Genomic DNA, 25,799 nt, shown 5'->3' on the forward strand with positions numbered 1-25,799 from the left:
ATGCAGGTGAACATGACCGTCAACGGCGAGCAGGTGAGCGCCGACGTCGAACCGCGGATGCTGCTGGTGCACTTCCTGCGGGATCAGTTGCGGCTCACCGGAACCCATTGGGGCTGCGACACCAGCAACTGCGGCACCTGCGTCGTCGACGTCGACGGGGTGCCGGTGAAGTCGTGCACCATGCTGGCGGTGATGGCCTCGGGCCACAGCGTGCGCACCGTCGAAGGGCTGGCCGTTGATGGCCGGCTGGACCCGGTCCAGGAAGGGTTCATGCGCTGCCACGGGCTGCAATGCGGGTTCTGCACCCCGGGCATGATGATCACCGCCCGCGCGCTGCTGGACCGCGAGCCCAACCCCGACGAGGACACCATCCGCGAGGCGATCTCCGGCCAGATCTGCCGCTGCACCGGCTACACCACGATCGTCAGATCCATCCAATGGGCGGCCCAACACAACTCGGAGCAGGTGACCTCATGACCACCATCGAGTCCCGCCCTCCCTCCCCAGAAGACCTGGCCGACAACGACCAGAAGCCGTGCGGCCACGGCCGGATGCTGCGCAAGGAGGACCCGCGCTTCATCCGCGGGCGCGGCACCTACGTCGACGACGTCGCGCTGCCGGGCATGCTGCACCTGGCCATCCTGCGCTCACCGTACGCGCACGCCCGCATCGCCGGCATCGATGTGACTGCGGCCCTTGCCCATCCGAAGGTCAAGGCCGTCGTGACCGGCGCCGACCTGGCCGACAAGGGCCTGGCCTGGATGCCGACCCTGTCCAACGACGTGCAGGCCGTGCTGGCCACCGACAAGGTGCGCTTCCAGGGCCAGGAGGTGGCGTTCGTCGTCGCCGAGGACCGCTATTCGGCCCGCGACGCGCTGGAGCTGATCGACGTCGACTACGACCCGCTGGACCCGGTCGTCGACGTCCGCAAGGCGCTCGACGAGTCGGCGCCGGTGATCCGCAGCGACCTGGACGGCAAGACCGACAACCACATCTTCGACTGGGAGACCGGCGACGCCGCGGCCGCCGAGGCGGCGTTCGCGCGCGCCGACGTCGTCGTCAAGCAGGAGATCGTCTACCCCCGGGTGCACCCCGCGCCGATGGAAACCTGCGGCGCGGTGGCCGATTTGGACCCGGTGACCGGCAAGCTGACGCTGTGGACCACCTCGCAGGCCCCGCACGCCCACCGCACCCTGTACGCGTTGGTCGCCGGCCTGCCCGAACACAAGATCCGGGTGATCTCGCCCGACATCGGCGGGGGCTTCGGCAACAAGGTGCCGATCTATCCCGGCTACGTATGCGCGATCGTCGGCTCGCTGCTGCTGGGCAAGCCGGTGAAATGGATGGAGGACCGCAGCGAGAACCTGACCTCCACGAGCTTCGCGCGCGACTACATCATGGTCGGCGAGATCGCCGCCACCAACGACGGCAAGATCCTGGCGATCCGGTCCAACGTGCTGGCCGACCACGGCGCGTTCAACGGCCAGGCGGCGCCGACGAAGTACCCGGCCGGGTTCTTCGGGGTGTTCACCGGCAGCTACGACCTTGAGGCCGCCTACTGCCACATGACCGCGGTGTACACCAACAAGGCGCCCGGCGGGGTGGCCTACGCGTGCTCGTTCCGCATCACCGAGGCGGTGTACTTCGTCGAGCGGCTGGTCGACTGCCTGGCCTTCGAGCTCAAGATGGACCCGGCCGAGCTGCGGCTGCGAAACCTGCTGCGGCCCGACCAGTTTCCGTACCACAGCAAGACCGGGTGGACCTACGACTCGGGTGACTACGAGGCCACCATGCGCAAGGCCATGGACATGATCGGCTACGAGGCGTTACGCGAGGAGCAAAAGGAGCGGCGCGCGCGCGGCGAGCTGATGGGCATCGGCATGGCGTTCTTCACCGAGGCCGTCGGCGCCGGCCCGCGCAAGGACATGGACATCCTCGGCCTGGGCATGGCCGACGGGTGCGAGCTGCGGGTGCACCCGACGGGCAAAGCCGTTGTGCGGCTGTCGGTTCAGAGCCAGGGCCAGGGCCACGAGACGACGTTCGCGCAGATCGTCGCCGAGGAGCTGGGCATCCCGCCCGACGACATCGAGGTGGTGCACGGCGACACCGATCAGACCCCGTTCGGGCTGGGCACCTACGGCAGCCGGTCCACCCCGGTGTCGGGGGGCGCGGCGGCGCTGGTCGCCCGCAAGGTCCGCGACAAGGCGAAGATCATCGCCTCGGGCATGCTGGAGGTGTCCGTGGCCGACCTGGAATGGGACAAGGGCAAATTCCACGTCAAGGGCGACCCGTCGGCGGCGGTGACCATCGCCGACATCGCGATGCGCGCGCACGGCGCCGGGGACCTGCCCGAGGGCATCGAGGGCGGGCTGGACGCCGAGGTCTGCTACAACCCGGAGAACCTGACGTACCCGTATGGCGCGTATTTCTGTGTGGTGGACGTGGATCCGGGCACCGCCGTGGTCAAGGTGCGCCGCTTTTTGGCGGTGGACGACTGCGGGACGCGGATCAACCCGATGATCATCGAGGGCCAGGTGCACGGCGGCGTCGTCGACGGCATCGGGATGGCGCTGATGGAGATGATCGCGTTCGACGACGACGGCAACTGCCTGGGCGGGTCGCTGATGGACTACCTGATCCCCACCGCGATGGAGGTGCCGCACCTGGAGACCGGGCACACGGTGACGCCGTCGCCGCACCACCCGATCGGCGCGAAGGGCATCGGGGAGTCGGCCACGGTGGGATCGCCGCCGGCCGTGGTGAACGCGGTGGTGGATGCATTGGCGCCGTTCGGGGTTCGGCACGCCGACATGCCGCTGACGCCGTCGCGGGTGTGGGAGGCCATGCAGGGCAGAGCGAGGCCGCCGATATAGATGACGACCATCAGTGAGCGGGCCCGGCAGCTGTTGGCGGCGCGGACGCCGTTCGTGCACGCGACCGTGGTGCGCGCCCAGCCGCCCACCTCGTCCTACCCCGGCGACGAGGCGATCGTGTTGGCGGACGGCACGATCGAGGGTTTCGTCGGCGGCCAGTGCGCGCAGAACTCGGTGCGCAAGGCGGGGCTGGGCGCGCTGCAGGCGGGCGAAAGCGTGTTGCTGCGGGTGCTTCCCGACGGCGACGTGCACTTCCCCGAGGCGCCGGGCGCCTGCGTCGTCGTCAACCCCTGCCTGTCGGGCGGGTCGCTGGAGATCTTCTTGACCCCGCAGCTGCCGGCGCCGCTGATCCGCATCCACGGGGCCACCCCGATCGCCGAGGCGCTGGCCCAGCTGTGCGGGGTCCTGGGCTACGACGTCGAGCGCGACGACCATCCGGGCGACGCTAGCGCCACCGCCGTCGTGATCGCCAGCCACGGCGGCCCGGAGGCCGAAATCATCCGCGCCGCACTCGATCACGGCGTCGGCTACATCGGACTGGTGGCCAGCAGGGTGCGCGGCGCCTCGATCCTGGGCCAGCTCCAACTCACCGACGCCGAGCGGGCCCGCATCCACACCCCGGTCGGATTGCCCATCGGCGCCAGGACCCCGGCCGAGATCGCGGTGTCGATCGCCGCCGAGCTCGTCGCCGGTATCCGCGGCGGCGATCTGGGCAGTGCCGTCGTCCCCGACGCGCCGGCCGAGGCCGTCGACCCCGTCTGCGGCATGACGGTGACGATCGGGCCCGCCACCGAGCACCTGCGGCTGGCCGGCGCCGACCACTGGTTCTGCGGTGCGGGATGCCGAACGGCGTTCGCGGACCGGCCAGCCGGCGAATGACCGCGCCGTTCGCCGATCCCGGCGACGTGGTCCGCCGGTTCGATGCGCAGGACTACCTGCTGGACACCGGAACCGCGTCGGCGATCTACCTGGCCGTCACGCTGGGCCGGCCGCTGCTGCTGGAGGGCGAACCCGGGGTCGGCAAGACGACGGCCGCCAAAACCCTTGCGGCCGTGCTGGATACCGAGCTGGTCCGGTTGCAGTGCTACGAGGGGCTGACCGCCAGCGAGGCGCTGTACGACTGGAACTACCAACGCCAGCTGCTGTCCATCCGGCTCGCGGAGGCGCAGGGCGCCGCTATCCAGGAGGCCGACCTCTACACCGAGGCCTACCTGGTGGACCGGCCCATCCTGCGATGCGTGCGCCATCGGGGCGCCGCGCCGCCGGTGCTGCTCATCGACGAAATCGACCGCGCCGACGACGAATTCGAGGCGCTGCTGCTGGAGTTCCTCGGCGAATCCGCGGTCACCGTCCCCGAGCTCGGCACGTTCGTCGCCGAGCGCCCGCCGATCGCGGTGCTGACCTCCAACCGCAGCCGCGACCTGCACGACGCGCTGCGCCGCCGCTGCCTGTACCACTGGATCGACTACCCCGAGCCGGCCCGCGCCGCCGCGATCGTCCGCCGCACCGTGCCCGGGGCGACGGCGCCGCTGATCGAGCACGCCACCCAGTTCGTCGGCCGCGCGCGCGATCTCGACCTGGACAAGCCGCCCGGGGTCGCCGAGACCATCGACTGGGTCGCCGCGCTGGTGTCCCTCGGCGTGGCGGACCTGGTCGACCCGATGGCCGCCGTAAGCCTGGGGGCGCTGGCCAAGACCCCGGACGACCGTACTCTGATTCGCGACGCGTATATCCAGTACAGCCGTACCTGAGAGGACCACAGCATGAAGATCGCCAACCAGTTCACCGTCAGCGCGCCCATCGAACGGGCCTGGGACGTGCTGAGCGACCTGGAGCAGGTGATCCCGCTGATGCCCGGGGCGCAGCTGACCGGCCACGAGGGCGACGACTACCTGGGCAAGGTCAAGGTCAAGGTCGGGCCGGTCACCAGCGAGTTCAGCGGCAAGGTCCATTTCGTCGAGCTGGACCGCACCGCGCACCGCGCCGTCATCGACGCCAAGGGCAAGGAGTCGCGCGGCACCGGCAACGCGGCCGCCACCGTCACCGCCCAGCTGCACGAGGACGGGGACCGCACCAGCGTCACCGTCGACACCGACATGAAGATCGTCGGCAAGCTGGCCCAGTTCGGCAGCGGAATGCTGCAACAGGTTTCGGAGAAGCTGCTGGGCCAGTTCGTCGAATCGCTGGAGGCCGAGCTCGCCGCGCAGCAGGCGCCGACCGCCGCGAGCCCGGCCGCGCCGCAGTCCGCCGCCGGGCCGCGCCACGCGGCCGAGCCGGAGCCCATCGATCTGCTCGACCTCGCCGGCGGCGACCAGCTCAAGAAGTACGGCGCCGCGGCCGCGGCGGTGCTGGCCGTGCTGGCGCTGATCTGGGTGCTGCGCCGGGGGCGCTAGCGGGCTCGTGAGCACCCCACTGCTGCTACGGGGCGTCGACCTGGCCGCGTTCGCGGCCGCGATGGTGGCGCGGCTGCGCGGCGCGGGGGTGCTGGTGTCGGCCAACGGCCAGGCCGGCTTCGTCCGCGCGCTGCGCGAGCTGGTGCCCGGCACCACGCCGGCACTGTACTGGGCGGCCAGGCTGACCCTGGTCAACCGGATGGAAGACCTCGCCGCGTTCGACGCCGTGTTCGCCGCGGTGTTCGGCAATGCCGCCACCGGCACTGCCGGCTCCGCTTCCCTGCCGCTGGCGGGGCCTCGCACACCCGCGGCCGGCACGTTGCGGCAAGCGGGCAGCCGATCCGGTGGGAGTGGCGACGCGGTTCCCTGGGCCACCCGCGCCGCCGCCGAGGCCGCCGGCGCGGCAGAAACGCACGTCCTGCTGCCGGACCTGCTGCCCAGCCGCCTGGCCGCGCTCGCCGACGAACCCTTCGACCGCTTCGACGCGCAAGACCTGCGCCTGCTCGGCTCCTGGCTGGAGGCGACGGTCGCGCGCTGGCCCCGCCGCCGCAGCATGCGGTTCGAGCCCAGCGCCGGCGGCAAGCGCATCGACCTGCGGGCCACGATGAACGCGTCGCGCGCGACCGGCTGGGAGGCGCTGACCCTGGCGCGAACGCGGCCCCGCCGCAGGCCCCGCCGCGTCGTGCTGGCCTGCGACGTGAGCCGCTCGATGCAGCCCTATGCCGCGGTGTACCTGCATCTGATGCGCGCGCTGATGCGCCAGCCCGGCATGCGTCCGGAGGTCTTCGCGTTCTCGACGTCGCTGACCCGGCTCACCGCGGTGCTCTCGCACCGCTCGGCCGAGATGGCGCTGCAGAAAGCCAACGCGAAAGTCACCGACCGCTATGGCGGCACGTTCATCGGCCGCAGCGTCGGCGGCATGCTGGCCCCGCCACACGGCAACGCGTTGCGCGGCGCGGTGGTGATCGTCGCCTCCGACGGCTGGGACGCCGATCCGCCCGATGTCCTCGCCCACGCGATGGCCAGGCTGCGCCGCCGCGCCGCGATCGTGGTGTGGCTCAATCCCCGTGCGGCGCAAGATGATTTCCAGCCGCTGGCGGGGTCGATGGCGGCGGCCCTGCCGTACTGCGACCTGTTCCTGCCGGCGCACTCACTGACCGGGCTGCGCCAATTGCTGCTCGCGTTGTGTCTTTGAGGTCGACGCCCGAGCGGCCGAGTTCGCGGGCCCCGGCCACCAGCGCCGCGGCGACCGAAGCCGCCGTGCGGTAGTCCAGGCCGTCGGGCGGATGGATGTTGGAGATGCAGTTGCGGGCCGCATCGCTGAGCCCCGGCAGCGGCCGGTGCGTCAGGTAGATGCCCAGACTGTCGGCGACCGACAGCCCCGGCCGCTCACCGATGAGGACGAGAACCGTTGCGACGCCGAGGGCTTGGCCGATGTGATCGCCGAGCGCGACACGCGCCTGGGTCGCGATGACCGGCGGGGCAATCCGGTAGCGGTCGCCGAATTCGCGCACCAGTGCGTCGACCATGCCGGCGGCGTGCTCGGTCAGCGCGCGCGGCGAGAGCCCGTCGGCGAGGACAAACCCGATGTCCGCCTTCGTCTTTGGCAGGTTCGACAGGTCGGCGGGGCTGCGTCCGAGGTCGGGCCGGCGCAGGTATTCGCTGCGTGATCCCGCCCGGCTGCACACCCGCAGCGGGTCGTCGATGCCGATATCGTGCAGCCGCCGGACGAGGCCGTCGACGTCGAGTGGGTCGTGCACGGCGTCGCGCGCCGCGGCGTGCGCGGCACGAAACTCCAGCACGCGCCGGGTGGGCAGCGAGTTTCCCGCCCGCCCGAGCCCGATGCGCGACCGCGTGGTCGCCCGCAGCGGCGCCCAGAGGTCTTTCATCAGCCGGCCGCCAGCGCCCGCAGCGGCGAGGTCGCGAGGTCGACGGGCAGGATCCGGCCGTCGGCGTCGGCCATGCCCAGACCCGCCAGCCAGGCTTCGAATTCGGGGGCGGGGCGCAGCCCCAACGCTTTTCGCACGTACAGCGCGTCATGAAACGACAGGCTCTGGTAGCCGAGCATGACATCGTCGGCGCCGGGGACGGTGATGACGAACGCGGTGCCCGCCGCGCCCAGCAGGGTCAGCAGGGTGTCCATGTCGTCCTGGTCGGCTTCGGCGTGGTTGGTGTAGCAGACGTCGACGCCCATCGGCAGGCCGAGCAGTTTCCCGCAGAAATTGTCCTCGAGCCCGGCGCGGATGATCTGCTTGCCGTCGTAGAGGTACTCCGGTCCGATGAATCCGACCACCGAGTCGATCAACAGCGGCCGCAGCGCCCGGGCCACCCCGTAGGCGCGCGCCTCCAGCGTCTGCTGATCGACCGGCCGGTTTCCCACCCCGAGGTGCGCCCCGGCCGACAGTGCCGCGCCCTGACCCGTCTCCAGGTACATGACGTTGTCGCCGACGGTGCCGCGGCGCAGCGACCGGGCGGCGTCGTTGGCTTCCGTCAACATCGCGATGGAGGTCCCGAACGCGGCATTGGCGCCCTCGGTCCCCGCGATCGACTGGAAAACCAGGTCGACGGGCGCGCCCCGGTCGATCAGCTCCATCGTGGTCGTGACGTGGCACAGCACGCACGACTGAAAGGGAATCGCGAAGCGCTGGCGAATGTCGTCGAGCAGGTGCAGCAGGTCCGACGCCGCGTGCGGCGAGTCGGTCGCCGGATTGATCCCGATCACCGCGTCGCCGCAGCCCAGCAACAGGCCGTCGAGCATCGCCGCGGCGATCCCGCGCGCGTCATCGGTGGGGTGGTTGGGCTGCAGCCGGGTGGCCAGTGTGCCCGGCAACCCGATCGTGGTGCGGAAGGCAGCGGTGGTCGTCGCCGCGGCGGCCACCAGGATCAAGTCCTGGTTGCGCATGATCTTCGATACGGCGGCAACCATTTCCGGCGTCAGCCCCGCGGAGATCGCGGTGATCCGCGCGGCGGCGTCGTCGCACGACGCCGTGTCCAGCAGCCAGTCGCGCAGCCCGCCCACGGTCAGGTCCGCGATCGGGCCGAACGCCGCGCGGTCGTGGCCGTCGACGATGAGCCGGGTGACCTCGTCGGTCTCGTACGGCACCACCGCGTCGGTGAGGAACGTCGTCAACGGTATGTCGGCCAGCGCCCATGCGGCCGCGGCCCGTTCGGCGTCGGAGCCGGCGGCGCAACCGGCGAGCTGGTCGCCGGAGCGCAGCGGCGACGCCTTCGCCATCACGTCGACCAGCCCGTCGAACGAGTGCGTGGTCCCCGAAATGGTTTGCCGGTAGCGCATATTTCAGTATGAGGCAGGATCGGCAGTATGGATCAGCTATGGGCCAACCGGGCGGCCAGCTCCGAAGCGGCTGTCGCGCAACGACACCTGAAGAAACTCTGGGCGCTGCCGGGAACCCAGCTCGGGGTGGTGGCGTGGCCGTCGACCCGCAAGGACCGCTCGTTCGGCACCTGGCACTACTGGTGGCAGGCGCACCTGCTGGATTGCCTGGTCGACGCGCAGCTGCGCGACCCGCGGCCGCAGCGGCGCACCATGATCAACCGCCAGGTCCGGTCGCACCGTCTGCGCAACAACTTCTCGTGGATCAACAGCTACTACGACGACATGGCGTGGCTGGCGCTGGCGTTGGAGCGCGCCGCCCGCATCGCCGGCGTCGAGCGCCACCGCGCGCTGCCCAAGCTCGCCAACCAGTTCGTCAACGCCTGGGTGCCCGAGGACGGCGGCGGCATTCCGTGGCGCAAGCAGGACCGGTTCTTCAACGCCCCGGCCAACGGCCCGGCCGGCATCTTCCTCGCCCGCTACGGGGAGCACCTGCAGCGCGCGGACCAGATGAGCGACTGGATCGACGGGACGCTGATCGACCCGGACACGCACCTGGTGTTCGACGGCATCAAGGCCGGCTCGCTGGTGCGCGCGCAGTACACCTACTGCCAGGGCGTGGTGCTCGGCCTGGAAACGGAGCTGGCTGTGCGCACCGGCGCCGAGGCCCGGACGCGCCACGCGCGGCGGGTGCATCGGCTGGTGGCCGCGGTCGGCGAACACATGGCGCCCTCGGGGGTGCTCAAGGGCTCCGGCGGCGGGGACGGCGGGCTGTTCGCGGGCATCACCGCCCGCTACCTCGCGCTGGTCGCCACCGCGCTGCCGGGCGATTCCGCCGACGACGCCGTGGCCCGCGACACCGCCCGCACCATCGTGCTGTCGTCGGCGAAATCGGCGTGGGACTACCGCCAAACCGTGGACGGGCTGCCGCTGTTCGGCCCGTCCTGGGACCGCGACGCCGAGCTGCCGACCGCCGGCGGGCAGGAGGCGCAGTTCATCGAGGGCGCGGTGACGGCTTCGGAGGTCGCCGAGCGGGATCTGTCGGTTCAGCTTTCCGGTTGGATGCTGATGGAAGCCGCCTGTAACGTCACCGCCGTGACGACGGGCAACCAGCAATGAGCGAACATTCCAGCGGCAAGGTCCACCCCGACGCCGAGTCGGCGCTGCGCGGCCTGCTGAAGGACGACATCACCATCGCCGCCGGTGGATTCGGGTTGTGCGGCATCCCCGAGAACCTGATCCAGGCGCTGGTGGACAGCGGCATCAAGGGCCTGACGATCGTCGGAAACAACGCCGGCGTCGACGATTTCGGCATGGGCCTGCTGCTCAAGGGTCGCCAGGTCAAGAAGGTCATCGCCTCCTACGTGGGCGAGAACAAGGAATTCGAGCGCCAGGTGCTGGCCGGCGAGCTGGACCTGGCCCTCACCCCCCAGGGCACGCTGGCCGAAAAGCTGCGCGCCGGCGGCGCGGGGATCCCGGGCTTCTACACGCGCACCGCGTTCGGCACCCAACTCGCCGAGGGCAAGGACATGCGGGTCTTCGACGGCACCGAATACGTGCTGGAGGAAGGCATCCGCGCCGACGTCGCGATCGTCAAGGCCTGGAAGGGCGACACCGCGGGCAACCTGATCTATCGCAAGACGGCGCGCAACTTCAACCCGATGATCGCCACCTGCGGCGACGTGACCGTGGCCGAGGTGGAGGAGCTCGTCGAGGTCGGCCAGCTGGACCCCGACCTGATCCACACCCCCGGAATCTACGTCGACCGCATCATTCAGGGGCCGCGCTACGAGAAGCGGATCGAGTTCCGCACCACCAGCGGCGGCGCCGCGGTCAAGAAGGACAGCCCCATCCGCGAACTGATGGCCAGGCGCGCCGCGAAAGAACTGCGCGACGGCTACTACGTCAACCTCGGCATCGGCATTCCGACGCTGGTGGCCAACTTCATTCCCGACGACATCAACGTGACCCTGCAGTCCGAGAACGGGTTGCTGGGCATCGGGGCGTATCCGGTCGACGACGAGGTGGACCCCGACCTCGTCAACGCCGGCAAGCAGACCATCACCACGATCGGCGGCTCCAGCTTCTTTTCCAGCGCCGACTCCTTCGCGATGATCCGCGGCGGCCACATCGACCTGTCCATCCTCGGCGGCCTGGAGGTGGCCGAGAACGGCGACCTGGCCAACTGGATGGTGCCGGGCAAGATGGTCAAGGGCCCCGGCGGCGCAATGGATTTGGTGTCCGGGGTCAAGCGCGTGATCGTCGTGATGGATCACACCGCCAAGGACGGCAGCCCCAAGATCCTCAAGCAGTGCACGCTGCCGCTGACCGGAAAAGGCGTGGTGGACATGGTCATAACGGACCTGTGCGTCTTCGACGTCGACCCGCAGCGCGGGCTCGTGCTCACCGAACTGCATCCCGGCGTGACCATCGACGACGTCCGCGCCAAGACCGGCTGCGATTTCGTCGTCGCCTGACGCCGGCGTGCGGCCGGCGGATATTGAGTGTGAAACCTTGGCGTTGAGAGTGAAACCTCGGCGGCGAAATTGCCGAATCAGCGCCCTGTCGTCACACTCAACGTCATAACGTCACACTCAATCGACAGCGCCCTGTCGTCAGTCCCGCACCGGCAGTGGCTCATCGTTCTCCTCGGGCGCGCGGCGGCGCCGCTGGTAGCCGCGCCAGGCCGCGATGAACGCCGGGATCATCGAGATGAACAGAATCGCCAGGATGATTTTTTCCAGGTTCTGGTGGACGAACGGCACGTTGCCCAGGAAGTACCCGACCAGCGTCACGCCGCCGCCCCACAGCACGCCACCGACGATGTCGAACGCCAGATAGACCGGGTAGCGCATGTAGGAGACCCCGGCGACCACCGGGGTGAAGGTCCGCACGAACGGCAGAAAGCGGGCCAGGATGATCGCCCATGGCCCGTACTTCTCGAAGAACGCGTGTGACTCCGTCACGTAGTGCTTCTTGAAGAACCGGGAGTCTTCCTTCTTGAACAGGGCCGGCCCGATCCGGCGGCCGATGAAGTACCCGGTCTGGTCACCCAGGATCGCGACTATGGCGACGGCTGGCGCCAGCACCCAGATGTCCAGCGTCCCCTTGGCGGCCAGCAGCCCGCCGGTGAACAGCAGCGACTCGCCGGGCAGCAGCGGGAACAGCAGCCCGGTCTCGACGAAGACGATGGCCAGGATGGTCGGCAGCACGGCCGACGCGAAGTAACCCGAGGGACCGATCCAGGTCATCGGGTCGAGGATGTTGGGCAGGGCCGTCACGGCGGTGCTCATGACGCCCCAACATACCGGCGCCGGGCGTCTGTCAGCCGCTGGGGGACTGGCAGATCTTCCACTGGTCGTCGCGGTATTGCAGGTCGAGGCTGCGCGTCGAACGCAGCGACGGGTCGTAGGCCATGAACGTGGTGATGTTCGCCTCGGCGTGCTGGCCGTTGACGACGACCTGGTCGATGCTGGCGATGACGGGGTACTGCTTGGCCGCCGAGACCCGCTGATAGGTCTCCTGCCACGCGTGTTCGTCGTAGTCGACGTATCCGTCGCGGGAGTTCCCGCACGTGATGGTGCGCAGCACGGTCAGGTCGCCCCGCTGCACCGCGACGTCGTACTGGGAGATGGTGTGCCGAACCTGGTCTTCCTCAGAGACTTTCGAGTGCTTGCCGCGCGTGAGCAACACGGTGCCCAGGATCGCGATCGCCGCCAGCGCCAGCACGACGACCACCAGCGCCAGCACCCAGCCCCAGTTGACCTGCCGCGTCGTCCGAAGCTTCGCCCCCAGCCGCGGCGGAATGGATTGCGGGACAGCCGCTTTGGCGGTCGCACCGGCCTGCGGCGGCGGGCCCTCCTGCCCCGGCGGCGTCGCGAAGACCTCCGTCGCGGGCTCCGGCTGGGTGGCGATGACGGTCGTCTCCTTGGCGTCGAACCCGGGCGCGGTGAACCGGCGCTCGCGCTGCTGGCCCTCGGGGTTCGCCTCGGCGTCGTCGTCCCGATCCGGTTTGTTGATCACCACGGTCTCGGTCTCGGGATCGTTGGGCACCATCGGCTGGCCCTCGGACGCCTCGTCAACCGCGCCGGTCTCGTCGCCCGGCTCGCCGCGCGAATCGCGTGGATCGAACCCGGGCCGCCTCGGCGCGCCCCCACGGTCGGGCTCGGGTGGATTGGGCATGACAGGAGCTTAACTACCCGCTCGGGGGGAACGGCAAAATAGACGCCATGACGTCGATGGGAGATCTCCTCGGACCCGACCCGATCCTGCTGACCGGCGACAGCGACGCCGAGGCGCAACTGAAAACGGGCGAGGGCCCGACCGCGGTCGCCGCCGCGCACCCGTCGGCGTCGGTGGCGTGGGCGGCGCTCGCCGAGGCGGCGCTGGCGGACAACCAGGCCGTCACGGCCTACGCCTACGCCCGCACCGGCTACCACCGCGGCCTCGACCAGCTGCGGCGACACGGCTGGAAGGGCTTCGGCCCGGTGCCGTACGCCCACGAGCCCAACCGCGGCTTCCTGCGGTGCGTGGCGGCGCTGGCCAAGGCCGCCGACGCCATCGGCGAGACCGACGAACACCTGCGCTGCCTGGATCTGCTCGACGACTGCGACCCCGCCGCCCGCGCCGAGCTGGGCCTTTAACAGTCCCCTGCGCAGTCGCGCCCCGGGCACTCGATCTGCACCGTGGCGTGGTCCAGCCCCCGCGCCGCCAGCACCGCCCGCGCGTCGGCCAGCACCCGAGCCGAGTCGCCATCGCTGGTCAGGTGCGCGGTGCACATGTCCTTGCCGGGCGACAGCGTCCACACGTGCAGGTCATGCACCTCGGTCACGCCGTCGACGGCGCCGAGCGCGCTGCGCAGCTCGTCGACGTCGATGTGCGCCGGCGAGGTCTCGGACAGGATGCGCAGTGCGTCGCGGGCCAGCGCGATGGCCCGGGGCAGCACCCACAGCGCGACCAGCACGGCGACCACCACGTCGGCGTAGGGCCAGTGCGTCGTCACGGTGACCACGCCGGCGATCAGCACGCCCAGGCTGCCCACGCTGTCGGCGACCACCTCCATGTAGGCGCCCTTGACCGCCAGGCTGGCCGCCGAGTGCGACCGCAGCATCAGCGCCACCACCAGGTTGGCGAGCAACCCGGCCAGCGCGACCACGATCATCGGCACGCCGGGCACCGACGGGGTTTCCCGCAGCCGCTGGATGGCCTCCCACAGGATGAACAGCGCCACCCCGATCAGCAGCCCGGCGTTGGCCACCGCGGTGAACACCTCCGCGCGGTGCCAGCCGTAGGTGCGCGACGGCGACGAGCTGCCGCGGCGGGCCAGCGTCACCGCGGCCAGCCCCATGAACACCGCCACGACGTCGGTCAGCATGTGCCCGGCGTCGGCCAGCAGCGCGATCGAGTTGATCAGCAGCGAGGTGGTCAGCTCGACGACGAAGAACGCCGCCAGGACCGCCGCCGCGGCGACCATGCGCGGGATCATCCCGGACTCGCCGGTCCCGGCGGGGGTGTGGTTGTGCCCGGCGCCCATAGCGATTCAATATATGCGTGTTGGCGCATATATGGCAACGGCTAGAACCAGGCGCTCCAGAACCGGGTCAGCGAGTTGCCCCAGGCCACCAGCGCGTGTGGCACGCCGGAGAAGTCGAACAGCCAGATCACCAGCCCGAAAAACCACCGGTTGGGTATCTGCGCCAGCAGCAGGACCAGCACGACGACAAAGCCCCACTGCTTGGCCGGCGCCACGGCGCGCTGGGTCTCGGGGCTGAGGTGCGGTTCCAGGGCGTCGTAGCCGTCCAGGCCGGGGATCGGCAGCAGGTTCAGCAACAGCGCGGTGATCTGCAGGAACCCGAGAAACGCCACGGCGGACCACAGCACCGCGTGGTCGGGGTCGTACAGCAGCCGCGCCAGCACCAGCAGCAGCACCGCCAGCACCAGGTTGGCCGCCGGGCCCGCCAGGCTGACCAGGGTGCGGCGGACGGGGGTCATGAACCAGGTCCGCACGTACACCGCGGCGCCCGGCAGGCCGATCCCGCCGAGCGCGACGACCACGATCGGCAGCAGCAGCGACAGCGCGGGGTGGCTGTAGCGCCGCGGGTCCAGGGTCAGGTAGCCGCGGACGGCGACGTCGTGGTCGCCGAAGCGCCAGGCGGTCACCGCGTGCCCGAACTCGTGCAGGCACAGCGAGACCAGCCAGCCGGCGATCACGAAGACGAACACCCCGGCGTAGGACAGCGGCCGCACGCTGGAGCCGGCCTGCCAGGCCAGCACGCCGCCGACCGCCGTCAGCGCGACCAGGCCCAGAAAGATCGGGCTGGGCCGCACCGATTCGTGTTGGCGGGCGGGGAAGCTCACCGGTCGAAGCTACCGGACCAGCAGCCACCCCTCGACGTGGCGGTAGAACGTCGACCGGCGCGCGGCGCGCGGCGCCGCGACCCCGTCGCGCACGACGGTGACGCCGGTGCTGCCCAGCTGCGCCGCGCGGCCGGCGACCCACCGGCGCCACCCGCCGCGCACGCGCGCCCGCAGCCCCGGCACGGCCAGCGTCGGCTCGACCCACGCCCCGGCGACCTCGCCGTCGAACAGCGTGGTGTCGTCGACGACGGCCTCGCCGCGCAGCAGCGGCGCGTCCGTGGGCGGCAGCCAGCCGGCCCGGCCCACGATCACCGCCCCGGTCTCGTCGCGGATCAGCGGCACCCGCTGCGCCGACCCGCGCCGCGCACGCCGCGCCGCGCGCCGCCCGGCCGGGACGCGGTAGATCCGGGTGGCCCGGGTGCGCCGCGGCGGCACGTAGGCGACCTCGACGTCGAGCCGCTCGGCGCGCAGCAACCGGCCCAGCACCGCGGCCAGGTCGGCGTCGGCGCCGACGACCACCAGCCGCCGGTAGGGCCCGACGGCGGCGTCGAGCTCGGCGACGGGCACGCCCGTCAGCGGCCGCGGCAGCCGCCGGTCCCCGAATACCAACACCGCCACGCTGGAATTCACAACGCTCCTCGCAACCTGCTGGGATAGGGTGGGTCACCGGCTGGACCACAATAAATAGGCGAGACCAGGCGGGAGCAAGTCATGCCGGCAATCGTCCTCATCGGCGCCCAATGGGGCGACGAGGGCAAGGGTAAGGCCACTGACCTGCTCGGGGGGCGCGCCCAGTGGGTGGTGCGCTATCAGGGCGGCAACAACGCCGGCCACACCGTCGTGCTGCCCAACGGCGAGAACTTCGCGCTGCACCTGATCCCGTCGGGGGTGCTGACCCCGGGGGTCACCAACGTCATCGGCAACGGCGTGGTGGTCGACCCCGGAGTGTTGCTCGACGAGCTCAAGGGCCTCGAGGACCGGGCCGTCGACACGTCCAGGCTGTTGATCTCCGCCGACGCGCACCTGCTGTTGCCCTACCACGTCGCCATCGACAAGGTGACCGAGCGCTACATGGGCAGCAAGAAGATCGGCACCACGGGCCGCGGCATCGGGCCGTGCTACCAGGACAAGATCGCCCGGATGGGCATCCGGGTGGCCGACGTGCTGCACCCCGACCAGCTGACCCACAAGGTCGAGGCCGCGCTGGAACTCAAGAACCAGATCCTGGTCAAGATCTACAACCGCAAGGCGCTGGACCCGCACCAGGTGGTCGACGCGCTGCTCGAGCAGGCCGAGGGTTTCCGCCATCGCATCGCCGACACCCGGCGGCTGCTCAACTCCGCGCTGGAGTCCGGCGAGACGGTGTTGCTGGAGGGCTCGCAGGGCACGCTGCTCGACGTCGACCACGGCACGTATCCCTATGTCACGTCGTCGAATCCGACCGCGGGCGGCGCGGCCGTCGGCTCCGGGATCGGCCCGACCCGCATCACCGCCGTGCTGGGCATCCTGAAGGCCTACACCACCCGCGTGGGTTCCGGCCCGTTCCCCACCGAGCTGTTCGACGAGCACGGCGAGTACCTGTCCAAGACCGGCGGCGAGTTCGGCGTCACCACCGGGCGGCGCCGGCGCTGCGGCTGGTTCGACGCCGTCGTCGCCCGCTACGCCACCCGGGTCAACGGCATCACCGACTTCTTCCTGACCAAGCTCGACGTGCTGTCCAGCCTGGAGACGGTGCCGATCTGCGTCGGCTACACGATCGACGGGGAGCGCATCCACGACATGCCGATGACCCAGAGCGACCTCTCCCGCGCCGAACCGATCTACGAGGAGCTGCCCGGCTGGTGGGAGGACATCTCGGACGCGCGGGAGTTCGACGACCTGCCCGCCAAGGCGCGTGACTACGTGTTGCGGCTGGAAGAGCTTGCCGGAGCCCATGTTTCGTGCATCGGCGTGGGCCCCGGACGGGACGAGACGATCGTGCGCCGCGACGTCCTGGCGGCCCGCCCGTGACGGATTTCGATCCCAAAGAGCTCGACCCCGACTACGAACATCACGGCGGATTTCCCGAATACGCGCCGGCGACCCCCGGCCCGGGATTCGGCCGGTTCGTCACGGCCATGCGCCGGCTGCAGGATCTCGCCGTGTCCGCCGACCCCACCGACGACGTCTGGGACGACGCGGCCGACCGCGCCGAGGCCCTGGTCGAGGTGCTGGGCCCGTTCACCGCCGACGAGGGCAAGGCGCCGGCCGGGCGGACGCCCGAGCTGCCCGGCATGGGCAGCCTGCTGCTGCCGCCGTGGACGCTGACGCGCTACAGCCCCGACGGCGTCGAGATGACCGGACATTTCAGCCGCTTTCACGTCGGGGGCAACCACGCCGTGCACGGCGGCGTGCTGCCGCTGCTGTTCGACCACATGTTCGGGATGATCTCCCACGCCGCGGGCCGCCCGATCAGCCGCACCGCGTTCCTGCACGTCGACTACCGCAAGGTCACGCCGATCGACGCGCCGCTGCTGGTGCGTGGGCGCCTCACCAGCGCCGAGGGCCGCAAGGCGTTCGTGTCCGCGGAGCTGACCGACGGTGACGACAACGTGTTGGCCGAAGCCAACGGCCTGATGGTGCGGCTGCTGCCCGGCCAGCCCTAGAACGCTCGGAGCCGACCTATCCTTGAGCGGTGACTGACGGCGTGACCGAAGGACAGGACGACGAAACCACCGCGCTCGTCGTGCCCGAACAAACCCCGGAAGACGGCCGGCCGAAGGTGCTGCTGCTCGGCGGCGGCGAACTAAGCCGGGAGCTGGAGGTCGCGCTGCGCCACCTGGGCGCCGCGGTGACGGCCGCCGACGAGCCGTCCGGCGCGATCCGCGGGGCGCGGCCACAGTTCGTGGTGACCGCCACCGACACCCTCGGCGCCGACGCCGTGAAAGCCCTCGAGGCGCTGGGCGCCGACGGCACCGAACTCGTGCCCAACGCCCGCACCGTGCGGCTCACCACCGACCGGGAGGCGCTGCGCCGGCTGGCCGCCGACGAGCTGGGGCTGCCCACCGCGCCGTTCTGGTTCGTCGGGTCGGTCGGCGAACTGCAGGCGGTGGCCGCGCACGCCGGCTATCCGTTGCTGGTCAAGCCGGTGTCGGGGCGGGGGCATTCGGTGGTCTCCGGGGGCGACGACATCGAGGGCGCGTGGGAGCGCGCGCTCGGGAGCTCGGCGGGGCGGGTGATGGCCGAGACGGTGGTCGAGGTCGACTTCGACGTCACGCTGCTCGCGGTGCGCAGCGAGGGCCCGAAGGGTCCCGCGATCGAATTCTGCTCACCGATAGGCCATCGCGACGCCGACGGCGCCGTGCTGGAATCCTGGCAGCCCCAGCAGATGAGCCCGGCCGCGGTGGACGCGGCCAAGTCGATCTCCGCGCGCATCGTCAAGGCGCTCGGCGGGCGCGGCGTCTTCGCCGTCGAGTTGATGATCAAGGGCGACGAGGTCTACTTCTCCGACGTCACCGCGTGCCCGCACCCCAGCGTCTGGGTGACCGTGCGCAGCCAGCGGCTTTCGGCGTTCGAGCTGCACGCCCGCACCATCCTGGGCCTGCCGGTGGACACCATGATGATGTCGCCGGCCGCCGCCCACACGATCACGCCTGACGGCGTGGCCCCGGCCGCCGGCGCGCTGAGCGGCGCCCTGCGGGTGCCCGAAAGCGATCTGCGCATCTTCGACGGCGGGCCGGGGTCCGGCGTCGCGCTGGCCACCGCGCCGGAGGTGGCGACCGCCCGCGACCGTGCCCGACAGGTGGCGAACGCCGTGAATGTGCGAGACTCACGCGGATGAGCTACGCAGGTGACATCACGCCCCTCGAGGCGTGGAAACTACTGAGCGACAACCCCAACGCCGTGTTGGTCGACGTGCGCACCGACGCCGAATGGCGGTTCGTCGGGGTGCCCGATCTGTCGAGCCTGGGCCGCGACGTGGTGTACATCGAGTGGAACACCAGCGCCGGGGCGCCCAACCGGAACTTCGCCGACGAGCTGAAGGACAACGTCGCGCCGGCGCCGGCCGGCGAGGAGCGGCCCGTGATCTTCCTGTGCCGCTCCGGCAACCGCTCCATCGGCGCCGCCGAGGTCTCGACCGAGCTGGGCATCACCCCGGCCTACAACGTGCTGGACGGTTTCGAAGGCCAACTCGACGCCAACGGTCACCGCGGTGAAAGCGGTTGGCGCGCGGTCGGATTGCCCTGGAAGCAGGGATGAGCGACTCGGTCCGATCGCCCCAGGCGCTGCCCGACGGCGTCAGCCAGGCCACCATCGGTGTGCGCGGCGGCATCCTGCGCTCGGGTTTCGACGAGACCGCCGAGGCGATGTTCCTGACGTCGGGCTATGTCTACGAGTCGGCGGCCGTTGCCGAGCAGTCGTTCACCGGCGAGGTCGACCACTTCGTCTACTCGCGCTACGGCAACCCCACCGTGACGATGTTCGAGGAACGGCTCCGCCTGATCGAGGGCGCGCCGGCCGCGTTCGGCACCGCCAGCGGCATGGCCGCGGTCTTCATCTCGCTGGGCGCGCTGCTCGGCGCGGGGGACCGGCTGGTCGCGGCGCGCAGCCTGTTCGGCTCGTGCTTCGTGGTGTGCAACGAGATCCTGCCGCGATGGGGCGTCGAGACCGTCTTCGTCGACGGCGACGACCTCGCGCAGTGGGAGCAGGCGCTATCGGAACCTACCGCTGCGGTGTTCTTCGAGACCCCGTCCAACCCGATGCAGTCGCTGGTCGACATCGCCGCGGTGAGCGAGCTGGCGCACGCCGCGGGTGCAAAGGTGGTGCTGGACAACGTCTTTGCCACGCCGCTGCTGCAGCAGGGCTTCCCACTCGGCGTTGACGTGGTGGTGTATTCGGCCACCAAGCACATCGACGGCCAGGGTCGGGTGCTGGGCGGTGCCATCCTCGGCGACAAGGAGTACATCGACGGTCCGGTGCAGAAGCTGATGCGGCACACGGGGCCCGCGATGAGCGCCTTCAACGCCTGGGTGTTGCTCAAAGGCCTGGAGACCATGGCGGTTCGGGTCGAGCACAGCAATGCCGCGGCGCACCGGATCGCGGAGTTCCTGGAGGGCCACCCGGCGGTGAGCTGGGTGCGCTACCCGTACCTGGCGTCGCACCCGCAATACGACCTGGCCAAGCGCCAGATGTCCGGCGGCGGAACGGTGATCACGTTCGCGCTGGACTGCCCCGAAAGCGCCGCCAAGAGCCGGGCTTTCGAGGTGCTCGACAAGCTGCGGCTGATCAACATCTCCAACAACCTGGGCGACGCGAAGTCCCTCGTCACGCATCCGGCCACCACCACCCACCGCGCGATGGGCCCGGAGGGACGCGCGGCGATCGGGTTGGGCGACAACGTGGTTCGCATCTCCGTCGGGCTGGAAGGCGCCGACGACCTGATCGCCGATATCGACCAGGCTCTGCGCTAGCCGGCTTGCCGCTCGGCGGCCTCGGCGCGTTCGGTCGCGGCCAACGCGCCCTCTTCGGCTCTCTCCTTCACCAGGTTCATCGCGAGCCTGGCGTAGATCATCTGGCTGGTGATGGCCATCTGCCCCCGGCCGCGCCCCAAAAACGAGATGCCCCAGGCGAACATCGCGGCGATGCGGTTGCGGTGGCCGATCAGGTAGTACAGGTGCAGCACCAGCCACGCCAGCCACGCGATGAAGCCGCCGAACTCGATCTTGCCGACCTGCGCCACCGCGCTGTAGCGCGAGACGGTCGCCATGCTGCCCTTGTCGAAGTACTTGAACGGCTTGCGGTTTGCGGGTTCGTCGTCGCCCTTGACCATGTGCTTGATGGCCGTCGTCGCATAGTGCGCGCCCTGGATCGCGCCCTGCGCCATCCCCGGAACTCCGGGCACCGACATCAGGTCGCCGATGACGAAGACGTGCGGGTGTCCCTTGACGGTGAGGTCGGGCTCGACGATCACGCGTCCGGCGCGGTCGGTTTCGGTGCCGTCGGACTGCTCGGCGAGCATCTTGCCCAGCGGGCTGGCCTGGACGCCGGCCGCCCACACCTTGCAGGCGGTTTCGATGCGCCGTTCGCCGCCGTCCTTCTCCTTGATCGTGATGCCCTTGTAGTCGACGGCGGTCACCATCGCGTTGAGCTGGATCTCGACGTCCATCTTCTCCAGCCGGCGCTGGGCCTTCATGCCCAGCTTCGGGCCCATCGGCGGCAGCACCGCGGGCGCGGCGTCGAGCAGGATCACCCGGCAGTCGCTGGGCTGGATGGTGCGAAACGCCCCAGCGAGGGTGCGCTCGGCGAGCTCGACGATCTGCCCGGCGATCTCCACCCCCGTCGGCCCGGCGCCGACCACCACGAAGGTCAGGCGGCGCTCCCGCTCCTCGGGGTCGGTGGTCACCTCGGCGACCTCGAACGCGCCCAGGATGCGGCCCCGCAGCTCGAGCGCGTCGTCGATGGTCTTCATGCCGGGCGCGAAGGTGGCGAACTCGTCGTTGCCGAAGTAGGACTGCTGCGAGCCGGCCGCCACGATCAGGCTGTCGTACGGGGTCACGGTGTCCGTGTCGACCAGCCTCGAGGTGACCGTCTTGGCCTTCAGGTCGATCCCGTGCACGTCACCCAGCAACACCCGCACGTTCTTCTGCCTGCGCAGGATCAGCCGGGTGGTCGGCGCGATGTCGCCCTCCGACAGGATGCCGGTGGCGACCTGATACAGCAGCGGCTGGAACAGGTGGGTCGTGGTCTTCGAGATCAGGACGACGTCGACGTCGGCGCGCTTGAGCGACTTGGCCGCCGTCAGCCCCCCGAACCCGCTTCCGATGATGACGACCCGATGGCGCGACATACGCATTCCCTTCTGTTGGAAGTCTCTGCAGCGCATACCCACCCTATGACGCCAGCCGGCGCCGGGGTCGAAAGAATTTTGTCGGCTGTGCGCCCGCTGCCGCTTAAAGCTCCGAGGCGCCTGGCGCCGTCGGCGGCCTGTAGAGCGGCTTCAGGTCGTGGCCACAGGTCCTGCACACCTTGGCGCCGCGGCTGAATTTCCCGCAGGCCGGGCATTTCTTGAAGTAATCGGCCGTGTCCGCTTTTCGGGCGAGCCAGCGATAGGCCAAGAAAACCAAGACAGCTAGACAGACGGCCGCCACAGCGGCAGCTTTGATGCCGGAGTTCGAGTCGCCATTCGAGAAGCTTTTGACCGCCGACACGAGCTGCGACACCACACCGATGACCAGGAAGCTCAGCAGGAAACGCCACCATGTGCTGGACAAAGTTCGCCGCACGGTCGCACCAACCTTTCGCAAGGGGCCGAATGCCCTGATGGTAAGGCTGCCGTAGATGCCTTGAGGGATCCTTGGTTGGGATCGGTAGCAAACGGGCTCGTATGTAATTGCCATTACCTATGTGACGGACTCTAAAGAGAGCGAGGCCAAGCCGTGTCGCACTATCGCACCGTGAAAAGGATGCTCGGCGCGGCCCTGATGTCAGGCGCCGTCGCCGCGGCCTTGGTGGGCGTGGGAACCGGTGCCGCCCAGGCCGAGCCGTACTTCGGGCCGTGGACATGCTGCCCGGGACAGAAAGAAGGGCATCCCCAAGGCCCCGGTCCGGGATGCCCCTTCTCGGGCGCGCGGGTCAACTGGGACCGGAATGTCTGCCACACGTGGTGGAGCGTCTACTACGGGCACGGAAACGTCGGGCCGTCCACCTGGGATGGACCCGATCCACCGCCACCGGAGGCGACGCAGAAGCCGTGGTGTGGGCCCCCTTTCATGTGTTCAGGCACACCGTGACCAGCGGCTGCTAGCACCGGTTCATCCACAGTTCCGCACTTATCCACAACTTGCGACCCTGCCAAGGAGTTTGAGTCAGCGGTCAGTGGATCGCGCTAGAATCGAACACATGTTCGACCAACTCGACGATGCCGCCGTGGTGGATGCCCTCACCGCGGCGGGGCGCGCACAAAACGTGGAGTGCGCCAAGGAGTTGGCGGCCATCGGTGAGTTATATGCGCGGCGGGCCCCCGACGACGATGCCGAGCGGTTCTCCTGGGTCGTTGATGGGCACGAGAACGTGGTGGCCGAGGTGGCGGCGGCGTTGCGGATCAGCCGGGGCCGGGCCCGGGGGCGGTTGCGCCATGCGATCGCGTTGCGCGAACGGCTGCCGAAGGTCGCCGAGGTGTTCGGCCGCGGCGACATCGATCTTCGGCTGATTGCCGCGCTGGTGACGCGCACCGAGCTGATCGACGACGACGCGGTGATGGCCAAGATCGACACGGCCATCGCCCGCCATGCGGCGAACTGGATGCGGCTGTCGGGTCCTAAAACCGCTGAGCGCATCGACATGTGGGTGGCGCGGTTTGATCCGGCGGGTGTGCGGCTGCCCGAGGAGCGCAACGAGAATCGCTACGTCGACATCGCGGCCACCGAGCCCGGAATGGCCGGGGTGTGGGCGCAGCTGCACGCCACCGACGGGGCGGCTCTGGACCACAAGCTCGATGCGCTGGCGGCCACGGTGTGCGGCGCCGATCCGCGCACCAAGGCCCAGCGTCGCGCCGACGCGGTGGGCGCGCTGGTCGCCGGGGCCGATGCGCTGGGGTGCCAGTGTGGTGAGCCCAACTGCCCAGCGCCGCAACGCTCGCCGAGCACCAACGTTGTTCTCCACCTGCTCGCCGAGCAGGCCGCCGTCAACGGTGGCTCGACAACCCCGGGCTATCTGGCCGGGTATGGCCCGCTGCCCGCGCCACTGTTGGGTGAGCTGGCCCCGTTCGCGAAGATCAAGCCCCTGCTGATCCCGCCGGACGTGGCCGAGGCCGGGTATCGCCCGTCGGCGGCGCTGGCCGAGTTCGTCCGCTTCCGCGATTTGACCTGTCGCTTCCCCGGCTGTGACGCCCCGGCGGAGGTCTGCGACATCGACCACAGCGTGCCGCTCCCGCTAGGCCCCACCCATCCGTCCAACCTCAAGCTGCTCTGCCGCTACCACAGTCGACTGCGTGAGATACACTTTGTGTATGCCTCACGTTGCCGCCGCCGTCTACCTGCGGCAAAGCCTCGACCGCGACCAAACCCAGCTGGCTATCACCCGCCAACGCGAAGATTGCCTCAAGCTGTGTGAGCAGCGCGGCTGGACGCCAACCGAGTACGTCGACAACAGTGTGTCGGCGTCGTCGGCCAAGCCGCGGCCGGCTTATCAGCAGATGCTGGCCGACATCGCCGCCGGCAAGGTCGGCGCCGTCGTCGCCTGGGACGCCGACCGGCTGCACCGCCAGCCCCGCGAACTCGAGGATTTCATCGACCTTGCCGACAAGCACAAGCTCGCACTTGCCACGGTGGGCGGTGACTTCGACCTGTCCACCCCGACTGGCCGCGGCAACGCCCGAATGAAGGGCGTCTTTGCACGGATGGAGATGGAGCAGAAAGCGGCCCGTCAGCGCCGCGCCGCCCAACAGAAAGCCGAACGCGGGCTGCCGCAGTGGCGCCATTCTTTCGGCTACCTGCCGGGACCGGACGGGCCGCAACCCAACCCCGAGACGGCGCCGCTGGTCAAACAAGCGTATGCGGCTGTGCTGGCCGGGTCGTCGCTGAAAGACGTTGCCCGGCTGTTCAACGATGCTGGCGCCTACGGGCTCAACGGCAAGCCATGGACGCCATCAACGGTGTCACTGTTCCTGCGGGCGCCGCGCAACGGCGGCCTACGCGCCCACAACCGCGAAATAGTCGGTAAGGGCACATGGGCAGGGCTGGTCGACGAAAGTACCTGGCGGGCAGCGCAAAACGTGCTCAACGCGCCCGGCCGCGCGCCGGGCCGCAAAAGCGTTCGCCGGCATCTGCTGACCGGGATGCTTAGGTGCGGCAGATGCGGCGCCACCCTGTCGGGTATGTGGGTGATGCAGCCCACGGGCGGCAAACCAGGGCGGCCGAAAGCAGGCCAGACGAAGCCGCCGCGCACTGATTCGCAAGTCGCGCACTCAATCACCTACGGCTGCAAGGGCTGTCGTGGTGTCAGCATCCGCGAGGATCGCATCAAGTCGGTGCTGTATCGCACCGTGTCGGGCCGGCTGGCGATGCCCGACGCGGTGGATCTGCTCAAGACGGAGCTGCACGACACCGCCGAAGCTGAGGCGCTGCGGGTCGAAGCCGAAACGCTGCTGGCGCAGATCGCCGAAGCTGAACGTGAGTACGACGAAGGCATCATCGACGGTCGCCGACTGGCGGGGCGTATCGAGCGGGTCAATGAGAAGCTGTCTGTCATCGAGCGCAAGCAGCAGGATCAGGAGCGCCTACGGGTTTTCGACGGCATCCCCCTCGGTCGGCCTGAGGTTGCCGAAGCGGTCGAAAAGCTGTCACCCGATCGGTTCCGCGCTGTGCTCGACGTGCTCGCGACCGTGACTATCTTGCCGGTCGGCAAGGGCGGGCACACGTTTCGGCCCGAGCGCGTCCGGGTGGAGTATCGCCGATGACGACCGAGCGAGTAGTCATGGTGGTGTGCACTGGCCGCGGCAGCCATCCGCGCCACGTATTCAACCAAGTCACTGTCACAGCCGATGAGCTGACATGTAACACGCACCGCGTCGCCAATTTCGCGGCAGCCGCGGGCATCTACCACGACGGCGCCGAAGTGTTGGCGAAAGCAGTGATGCCCGTTTACAACCCGCGTCAGGGCGCCGCCGGGTGGCGCTGGAAGTGCCCCCTGTGCATCGCCGATGAACGTTTCACCAACGACAGCTTGCGCGCATGGCTGGCGGCGCTGACCGGGCGCGTGGCCGACATTTCGCGGCGCAGTGAGTAGAAACGCCGCCGACGCAAAAGAGTTAAGCGGCAAGTCGGTTAGACTGCTTGACGGGCGCCGCGACGCTACTCACATTTC

25 protein-coding genes and 1 pseudogene are annotated in these 25,799 nt (G+C 69.8%); 17 read left to right on the top strand and 9 right to left on the bottom strand.

The genetic code is table 11. From position 1 onward, the window contains the following. Genes AC5Y4Z_RS18455 through AC5Y4Z_RS18480 form a run of 6 tightly spaced genes read left to right on the top strand, consistent with a single transcriptional unit; the run spans nucleotide 1 to nucleotide 6,461 of the window. Entirely contained in the window at nucleotides 1–477 is a 477-nt protein-coding gene (locus tag AC5Y4Z_RS18455) for a (2Fe-2S)-binding protein (protein ID WP_499965996.1), read from the top strand. Beyond that, nucleotides 474–2,873 carry an aerobic carbon-monoxide dehydrogenase large subunit gene (locus AC5Y4Z_RS18460; protein WP_499965997.1) on the top strand — a complete coding sequence of 800 codons (2,400 nt, stop codon included), beginning with the start codon at nucleotides 474–476 and terminating at the stop codon, nucleotides 2,871–2,873. The genes AC5Y4Z_RS18455 and AC5Y4Z_RS18460 overlap by 4 nt, the downstream gene beginning before the upstream one ends. Continuing rightward, nucleotides 2,874–3,752: an XdhC family protein gene (locus tag AC5Y4Z_RS18465; RefSeq protein ID WP_499965998.1), complete on the top strand. Its 879-nt coding sequence runs from the start codon at nucleotides 2,874–2,876 to the stop codon at nucleotides 3,750–3,752. Continuing rightward, nucleotides 3,749–4,624, top strand: a complete 876-nt coding sequence (locus tag AC5Y4Z_RS18470; RefSeq protein ID WP_499966000.1) for an AAA family ATPase — start codon at nucleotides 3,749–3,751, stop codon at nucleotides 4,622–4,624. Before AC5Y4Z_RS18465 ends, AC5Y4Z_RS18470 begins: the two co-directional genes overlap by 4 nt. Before the next feature lie 12 nt (nucleotides 4,625–4,636). Further along, entirely contained in the window at nucleotides 4,637–5,266 is a 630-nt protein-coding gene (locus tag AC5Y4Z_RS18475) for an SRPBCC family protein (protein ID WP_499966001.1), read from the top strand. Between the two features lie 7 nt (nucleotides 5,267–5,273). After that, entirely contained in the window at nucleotides 5,274–6,461 is a 1,188-nt protein-coding gene (locus AC5Y4Z_RS18480; RefSeq protein ID WP_499966002.1) for a vWA domain-containing protein, read from the top strand. On the opposite strand, the pseudogene eutC reads toward AC5Y4Z_RS18480, so the two are convergent. Together eutC and AC5Y4Z_RS18490 are read right to left on the bottom strand one after the other, a co-directional pair. Next, nucleotides 6,430–7,155, bottom strand: a pseudogene (gene eutC / locus AC5Y4Z_RS18485) (ethanolamine ammonia-lyase subunit EutC); the annotation flags it as partial. The gene AC5Y4Z_RS18480 and the pseudogene eutC sit on opposite strands and share 32 nt — an antisense overlap. After that, nucleotides 7,155–8,561 carry an ethanolamine ammonia-lyase subunit EutB gene (locus AC5Y4Z_RS18490; protein ID WP_499966003.1) on the bottom strand — a complete coding sequence of 469 codons (1,407 nt, stop codon included), beginning with the start codon at nucleotides 8,559–8,561 and terminating at the stop codon, nucleotides 7,155–7,157. The gene AC5Y4Z_RS18490 and the pseudogene eutC, both read right to left, overlap by 1 nt. Nucleotides 8,562–8,588: 27 nt before the next feature. Here AC5Y4Z_RS18490 and AC5Y4Z_RS18495 point away from each other — a divergent pair, with 27 nt between their 5' ends. Both AC5Y4Z_RS18495 and AC5Y4Z_RS18500 read left to right on the top strand, forming a co-directional pair. Beyond that, entirely contained in the window at nucleotides 8,589–9,719 is a 1,131-nt protein-coding gene (locus AC5Y4Z_RS18495; protein ID WP_499966004.1) for a glycoside hydrolase family 76 protein, read from the top strand. Then, entirely contained in the window at nucleotides 9,716–11,077 is a 1,362-nt protein-coding gene (locus tag AC5Y4Z_RS18500) for a 3-oxoacid CoA-transferase (protein WP_499966005.1), read from the top strand. Before AC5Y4Z_RS18495 ends, AC5Y4Z_RS18500 begins: the two co-directional genes overlap by 4 nt. Nucleotides 11,078–11,215: 138 nt before the next feature. Here AC5Y4Z_RS18500 and AC5Y4Z_RS18505 read toward each other — a convergent pair whose 3' ends face one another. Both AC5Y4Z_RS18505 and AC5Y4Z_RS18510 read right to left on the bottom strand, forming a co-directional pair. Beyond that, nucleotides 11,216–11,893, bottom strand: a complete 678-nt coding sequence (locus tag AC5Y4Z_RS18505) for a DedA family protein (protein ID WP_499966006.1) — start codon at nucleotides 11,891–11,893, stop codon at nucleotides 11,216–11,218. Nucleotides 11,894–11,924: 31 nt separating this feature from the next. Next, nucleotides 11,925–12,782, bottom strand: a complete 858-nt coding sequence (locus AC5Y4Z_RS18510; protein ID WP_499966007.1) for an Rv0361 family membrane protein — start codon at nucleotides 12,780–12,782, stop codon at nucleotides 11,925–11,927. A 47-nt stretch (nucleotides 12,783–12,829) separates the two neighbouring features. On the opposite strand from AC5Y4Z_RS18510, the gene AC5Y4Z_RS18515 reads away from it, so the two are divergent. Beyond that, nucleotides 12,830–13,243 carry a DUF3151 domain-containing protein gene (locus tag AC5Y4Z_RS18515; RefSeq protein WP_499966008.1) on the top strand — a complete coding sequence of 138 codons (414 nt, stop codon included), beginning with the start codon at nucleotides 12,830–12,832 and terminating at the stop codon, nucleotides 13,241–13,243. On the opposite strand, the gene AC5Y4Z_RS18520 is transcribed toward AC5Y4Z_RS18515, so the two are convergent. Genes AC5Y4Z_RS18520 through AC5Y4Z_RS18530 form a run of 3 tightly spaced genes read right to left on the bottom strand, consistent with a single transcriptional unit; the run spans nucleotide 13,240 to nucleotide 15,587 of the window. Then, the gene (locus tag AC5Y4Z_RS18520; RefSeq protein ID WP_499966009.1) at nucleotides 13,240–14,133 is read right to left on the bottom strand and encodes a cation diffusion facilitator family transporter; all 894 of its coding nucleotides are present in this window, start codon (nucleotides 14,131–14,133) and stop codon (nucleotides 13,240–13,242) included. The two genes, AC5Y4Z_RS18515 and AC5Y4Z_RS18520, sit on opposite strands and share 4 nt — an antisense overlap. Nucleotides 14,134–14,174: 41 nt before the next feature. Then, the gene (locus AC5Y4Z_RS18525; RefSeq protein WP_499966010.1) at nucleotides 14,175–14,957 is read right to left on the bottom strand and encodes a site-2 protease family protein; all 783 of its coding nucleotides are present in this window, start codon (nucleotides 14,955–14,957) and stop codon (nucleotides 14,175–14,177) included. 9 nt (nucleotides 14,958–14,966) lie between these two features. Beyond that, nucleotides 14,967–15,587: a peptidase M50 gene (locus tag AC5Y4Z_RS18530; RefSeq protein WP_499966012.1), complete on the bottom strand. Its 621-nt coding sequence runs from the start codon at nucleotides 15,585–15,587 to the stop codon at nucleotides 14,967–14,969. Nucleotides 15,588–15,668: 81 nt separating this feature from the next. Between AC5Y4Z_RS18530 and AC5Y4Z_RS18535 the strand changes: the two genes are divergently transcribed. Genes AC5Y4Z_RS18535 through AC5Y4Z_RS18555 form a run of 5 tightly spaced genes read left to right on the top strand, consistent with a single transcriptional unit; the run spans nucleotide 15,669 to nucleotide 20,407 of the window. After that, on the top strand, nucleotides 15,669–16,967 hold the full coding sequence (locus AC5Y4Z_RS18535; protein ID WP_499966013.1) for an adenylosuccinate synthase: 1,299 nt from the start codon (nucleotides 15,669–15,671) through the stop codon (nucleotides 16,965–16,967). After that, complete coding sequence (locus AC5Y4Z_RS18540) at nucleotides 16,964–17,602, top strand: PaaI family thioesterase (protein ID WP_499966014.1); 639 nt, start codon at nucleotides 16,964–16,966, stop codon at nucleotides 17,600–17,602. Before AC5Y4Z_RS18535 ends, AC5Y4Z_RS18540 begins: the two co-directional genes overlap by 4 nt. Before the next feature lie 29 nt (nucleotides 17,603–17,631). Continuing rightward, nucleotides 17,632–18,777: a formate-dependent phosphoribosylglycinamide formyltransferase gene (purT, locus tag AC5Y4Z_RS18545; RefSeq protein ID WP_499966016.1), complete on the top strand. Its 1,146-nt coding sequence runs from the start codon at nucleotides 17,632–17,634 to the stop codon at nucleotides 18,775–18,777. Continuing rightward, complete coding sequence (locus tag AC5Y4Z_RS18550) at nucleotides 18,774–19,196, top strand: rhodanese-like domain-containing protein (RefSeq protein WP_499966017.1); 423 nt, start codon at nucleotides 18,774–18,776, stop codon at nucleotides 19,194–19,196. Before purT ends, AC5Y4Z_RS18550 begins: the two co-directional genes overlap by 4 nt. Next, the gene (locus AC5Y4Z_RS18555) at nucleotides 19,193–20,407 is read left to right on the top strand and encodes an O-succinylhomoserine sulfhydrylase (RefSeq protein ID WP_499966018.1); all 1,215 of its coding nucleotides are present in this window, start codon (nucleotides 19,193–19,195) and stop codon (nucleotides 20,405–20,407) included. The genes AC5Y4Z_RS18550 and AC5Y4Z_RS18555 overlap by 4 nt, the downstream gene beginning before the upstream one ends. On the opposite strand, the gene AC5Y4Z_RS18560 is transcribed toward AC5Y4Z_RS18555, so the two are convergent. Next, nucleotides 20,404–21,783, bottom strand: coding sequence for an NAD(P)/FAD-dependent oxidoreductase (locus AC5Y4Z_RS18560; RefSeq protein WP_499966019.1), 1,380 nt, complete (start codon nucleotides 21,781–21,783; stop codon nucleotides 20,404–20,406). The genes AC5Y4Z_RS18555 and AC5Y4Z_RS18560 overlap by 4 nt on opposite strands. 103 nt (nucleotides 21,784–21,886) lie before the next feature. Further along, a complete protein-coding gene (locus tag AC5Y4Z_RS18565; protein ID WP_499966020.1) occupies nucleotides 21,887–22,219 on the bottom strand; it encodes a zinc ribbon domain-containing protein in 333 nt (110 codons plus the stop codon). 616 nt (nucleotides 22,220–22,835) lie between these two features. Between AC5Y4Z_RS18565 and AC5Y4Z_RS18570 the strand changes: the two genes are divergently transcribed. The 3 genes from AC5Y4Z_RS18570 to AC5Y4Z_RS18580 are packed head-to-tail and all read left to right on the top strand — an operon-like array spanning nucleotide 22,836 to nucleotide 25,721. Further along, nucleotides 22,836–24,047: an HNH endonuclease signature motif containing protein gene (locus AC5Y4Z_RS18570; protein WP_499966021.1), complete on the top strand. Its 1,212-nt coding sequence runs from the start codon at nucleotides 22,836–22,838 to the stop codon at nucleotides 24,045–24,047. Continuing rightward, nucleotides 23,944–25,392 carry a recombinase family protein gene (locus tag AC5Y4Z_RS18575; RefSeq protein WP_499966022.1) on the top strand — a complete coding sequence of 483 codons (1,449 nt, stop codon included), beginning with the start codon at nucleotides 23,944–23,946 and terminating at the stop codon, nucleotides 25,390–25,392. Before AC5Y4Z_RS18570 ends, AC5Y4Z_RS18575 begins: the two co-directional genes overlap by 104 nt. Further along, a complete protein-coding gene (locus AC5Y4Z_RS18580; protein WP_499966023.1) occupies nucleotides 25,389–25,721 on the top strand; it encodes a hypothetical protein in 333 nt (110 codons plus the stop codon). The genes AC5Y4Z_RS18575 and AC5Y4Z_RS18580 overlap by 4 nt, the downstream gene beginning before the upstream one ends. The last annotated feature ends 78 nt before the right edge of the window (nucleotides 25,722–25,799 follow it).

Source organism: Mycobacterium sp. NGS63 (genome assembly GCF_059812295.1).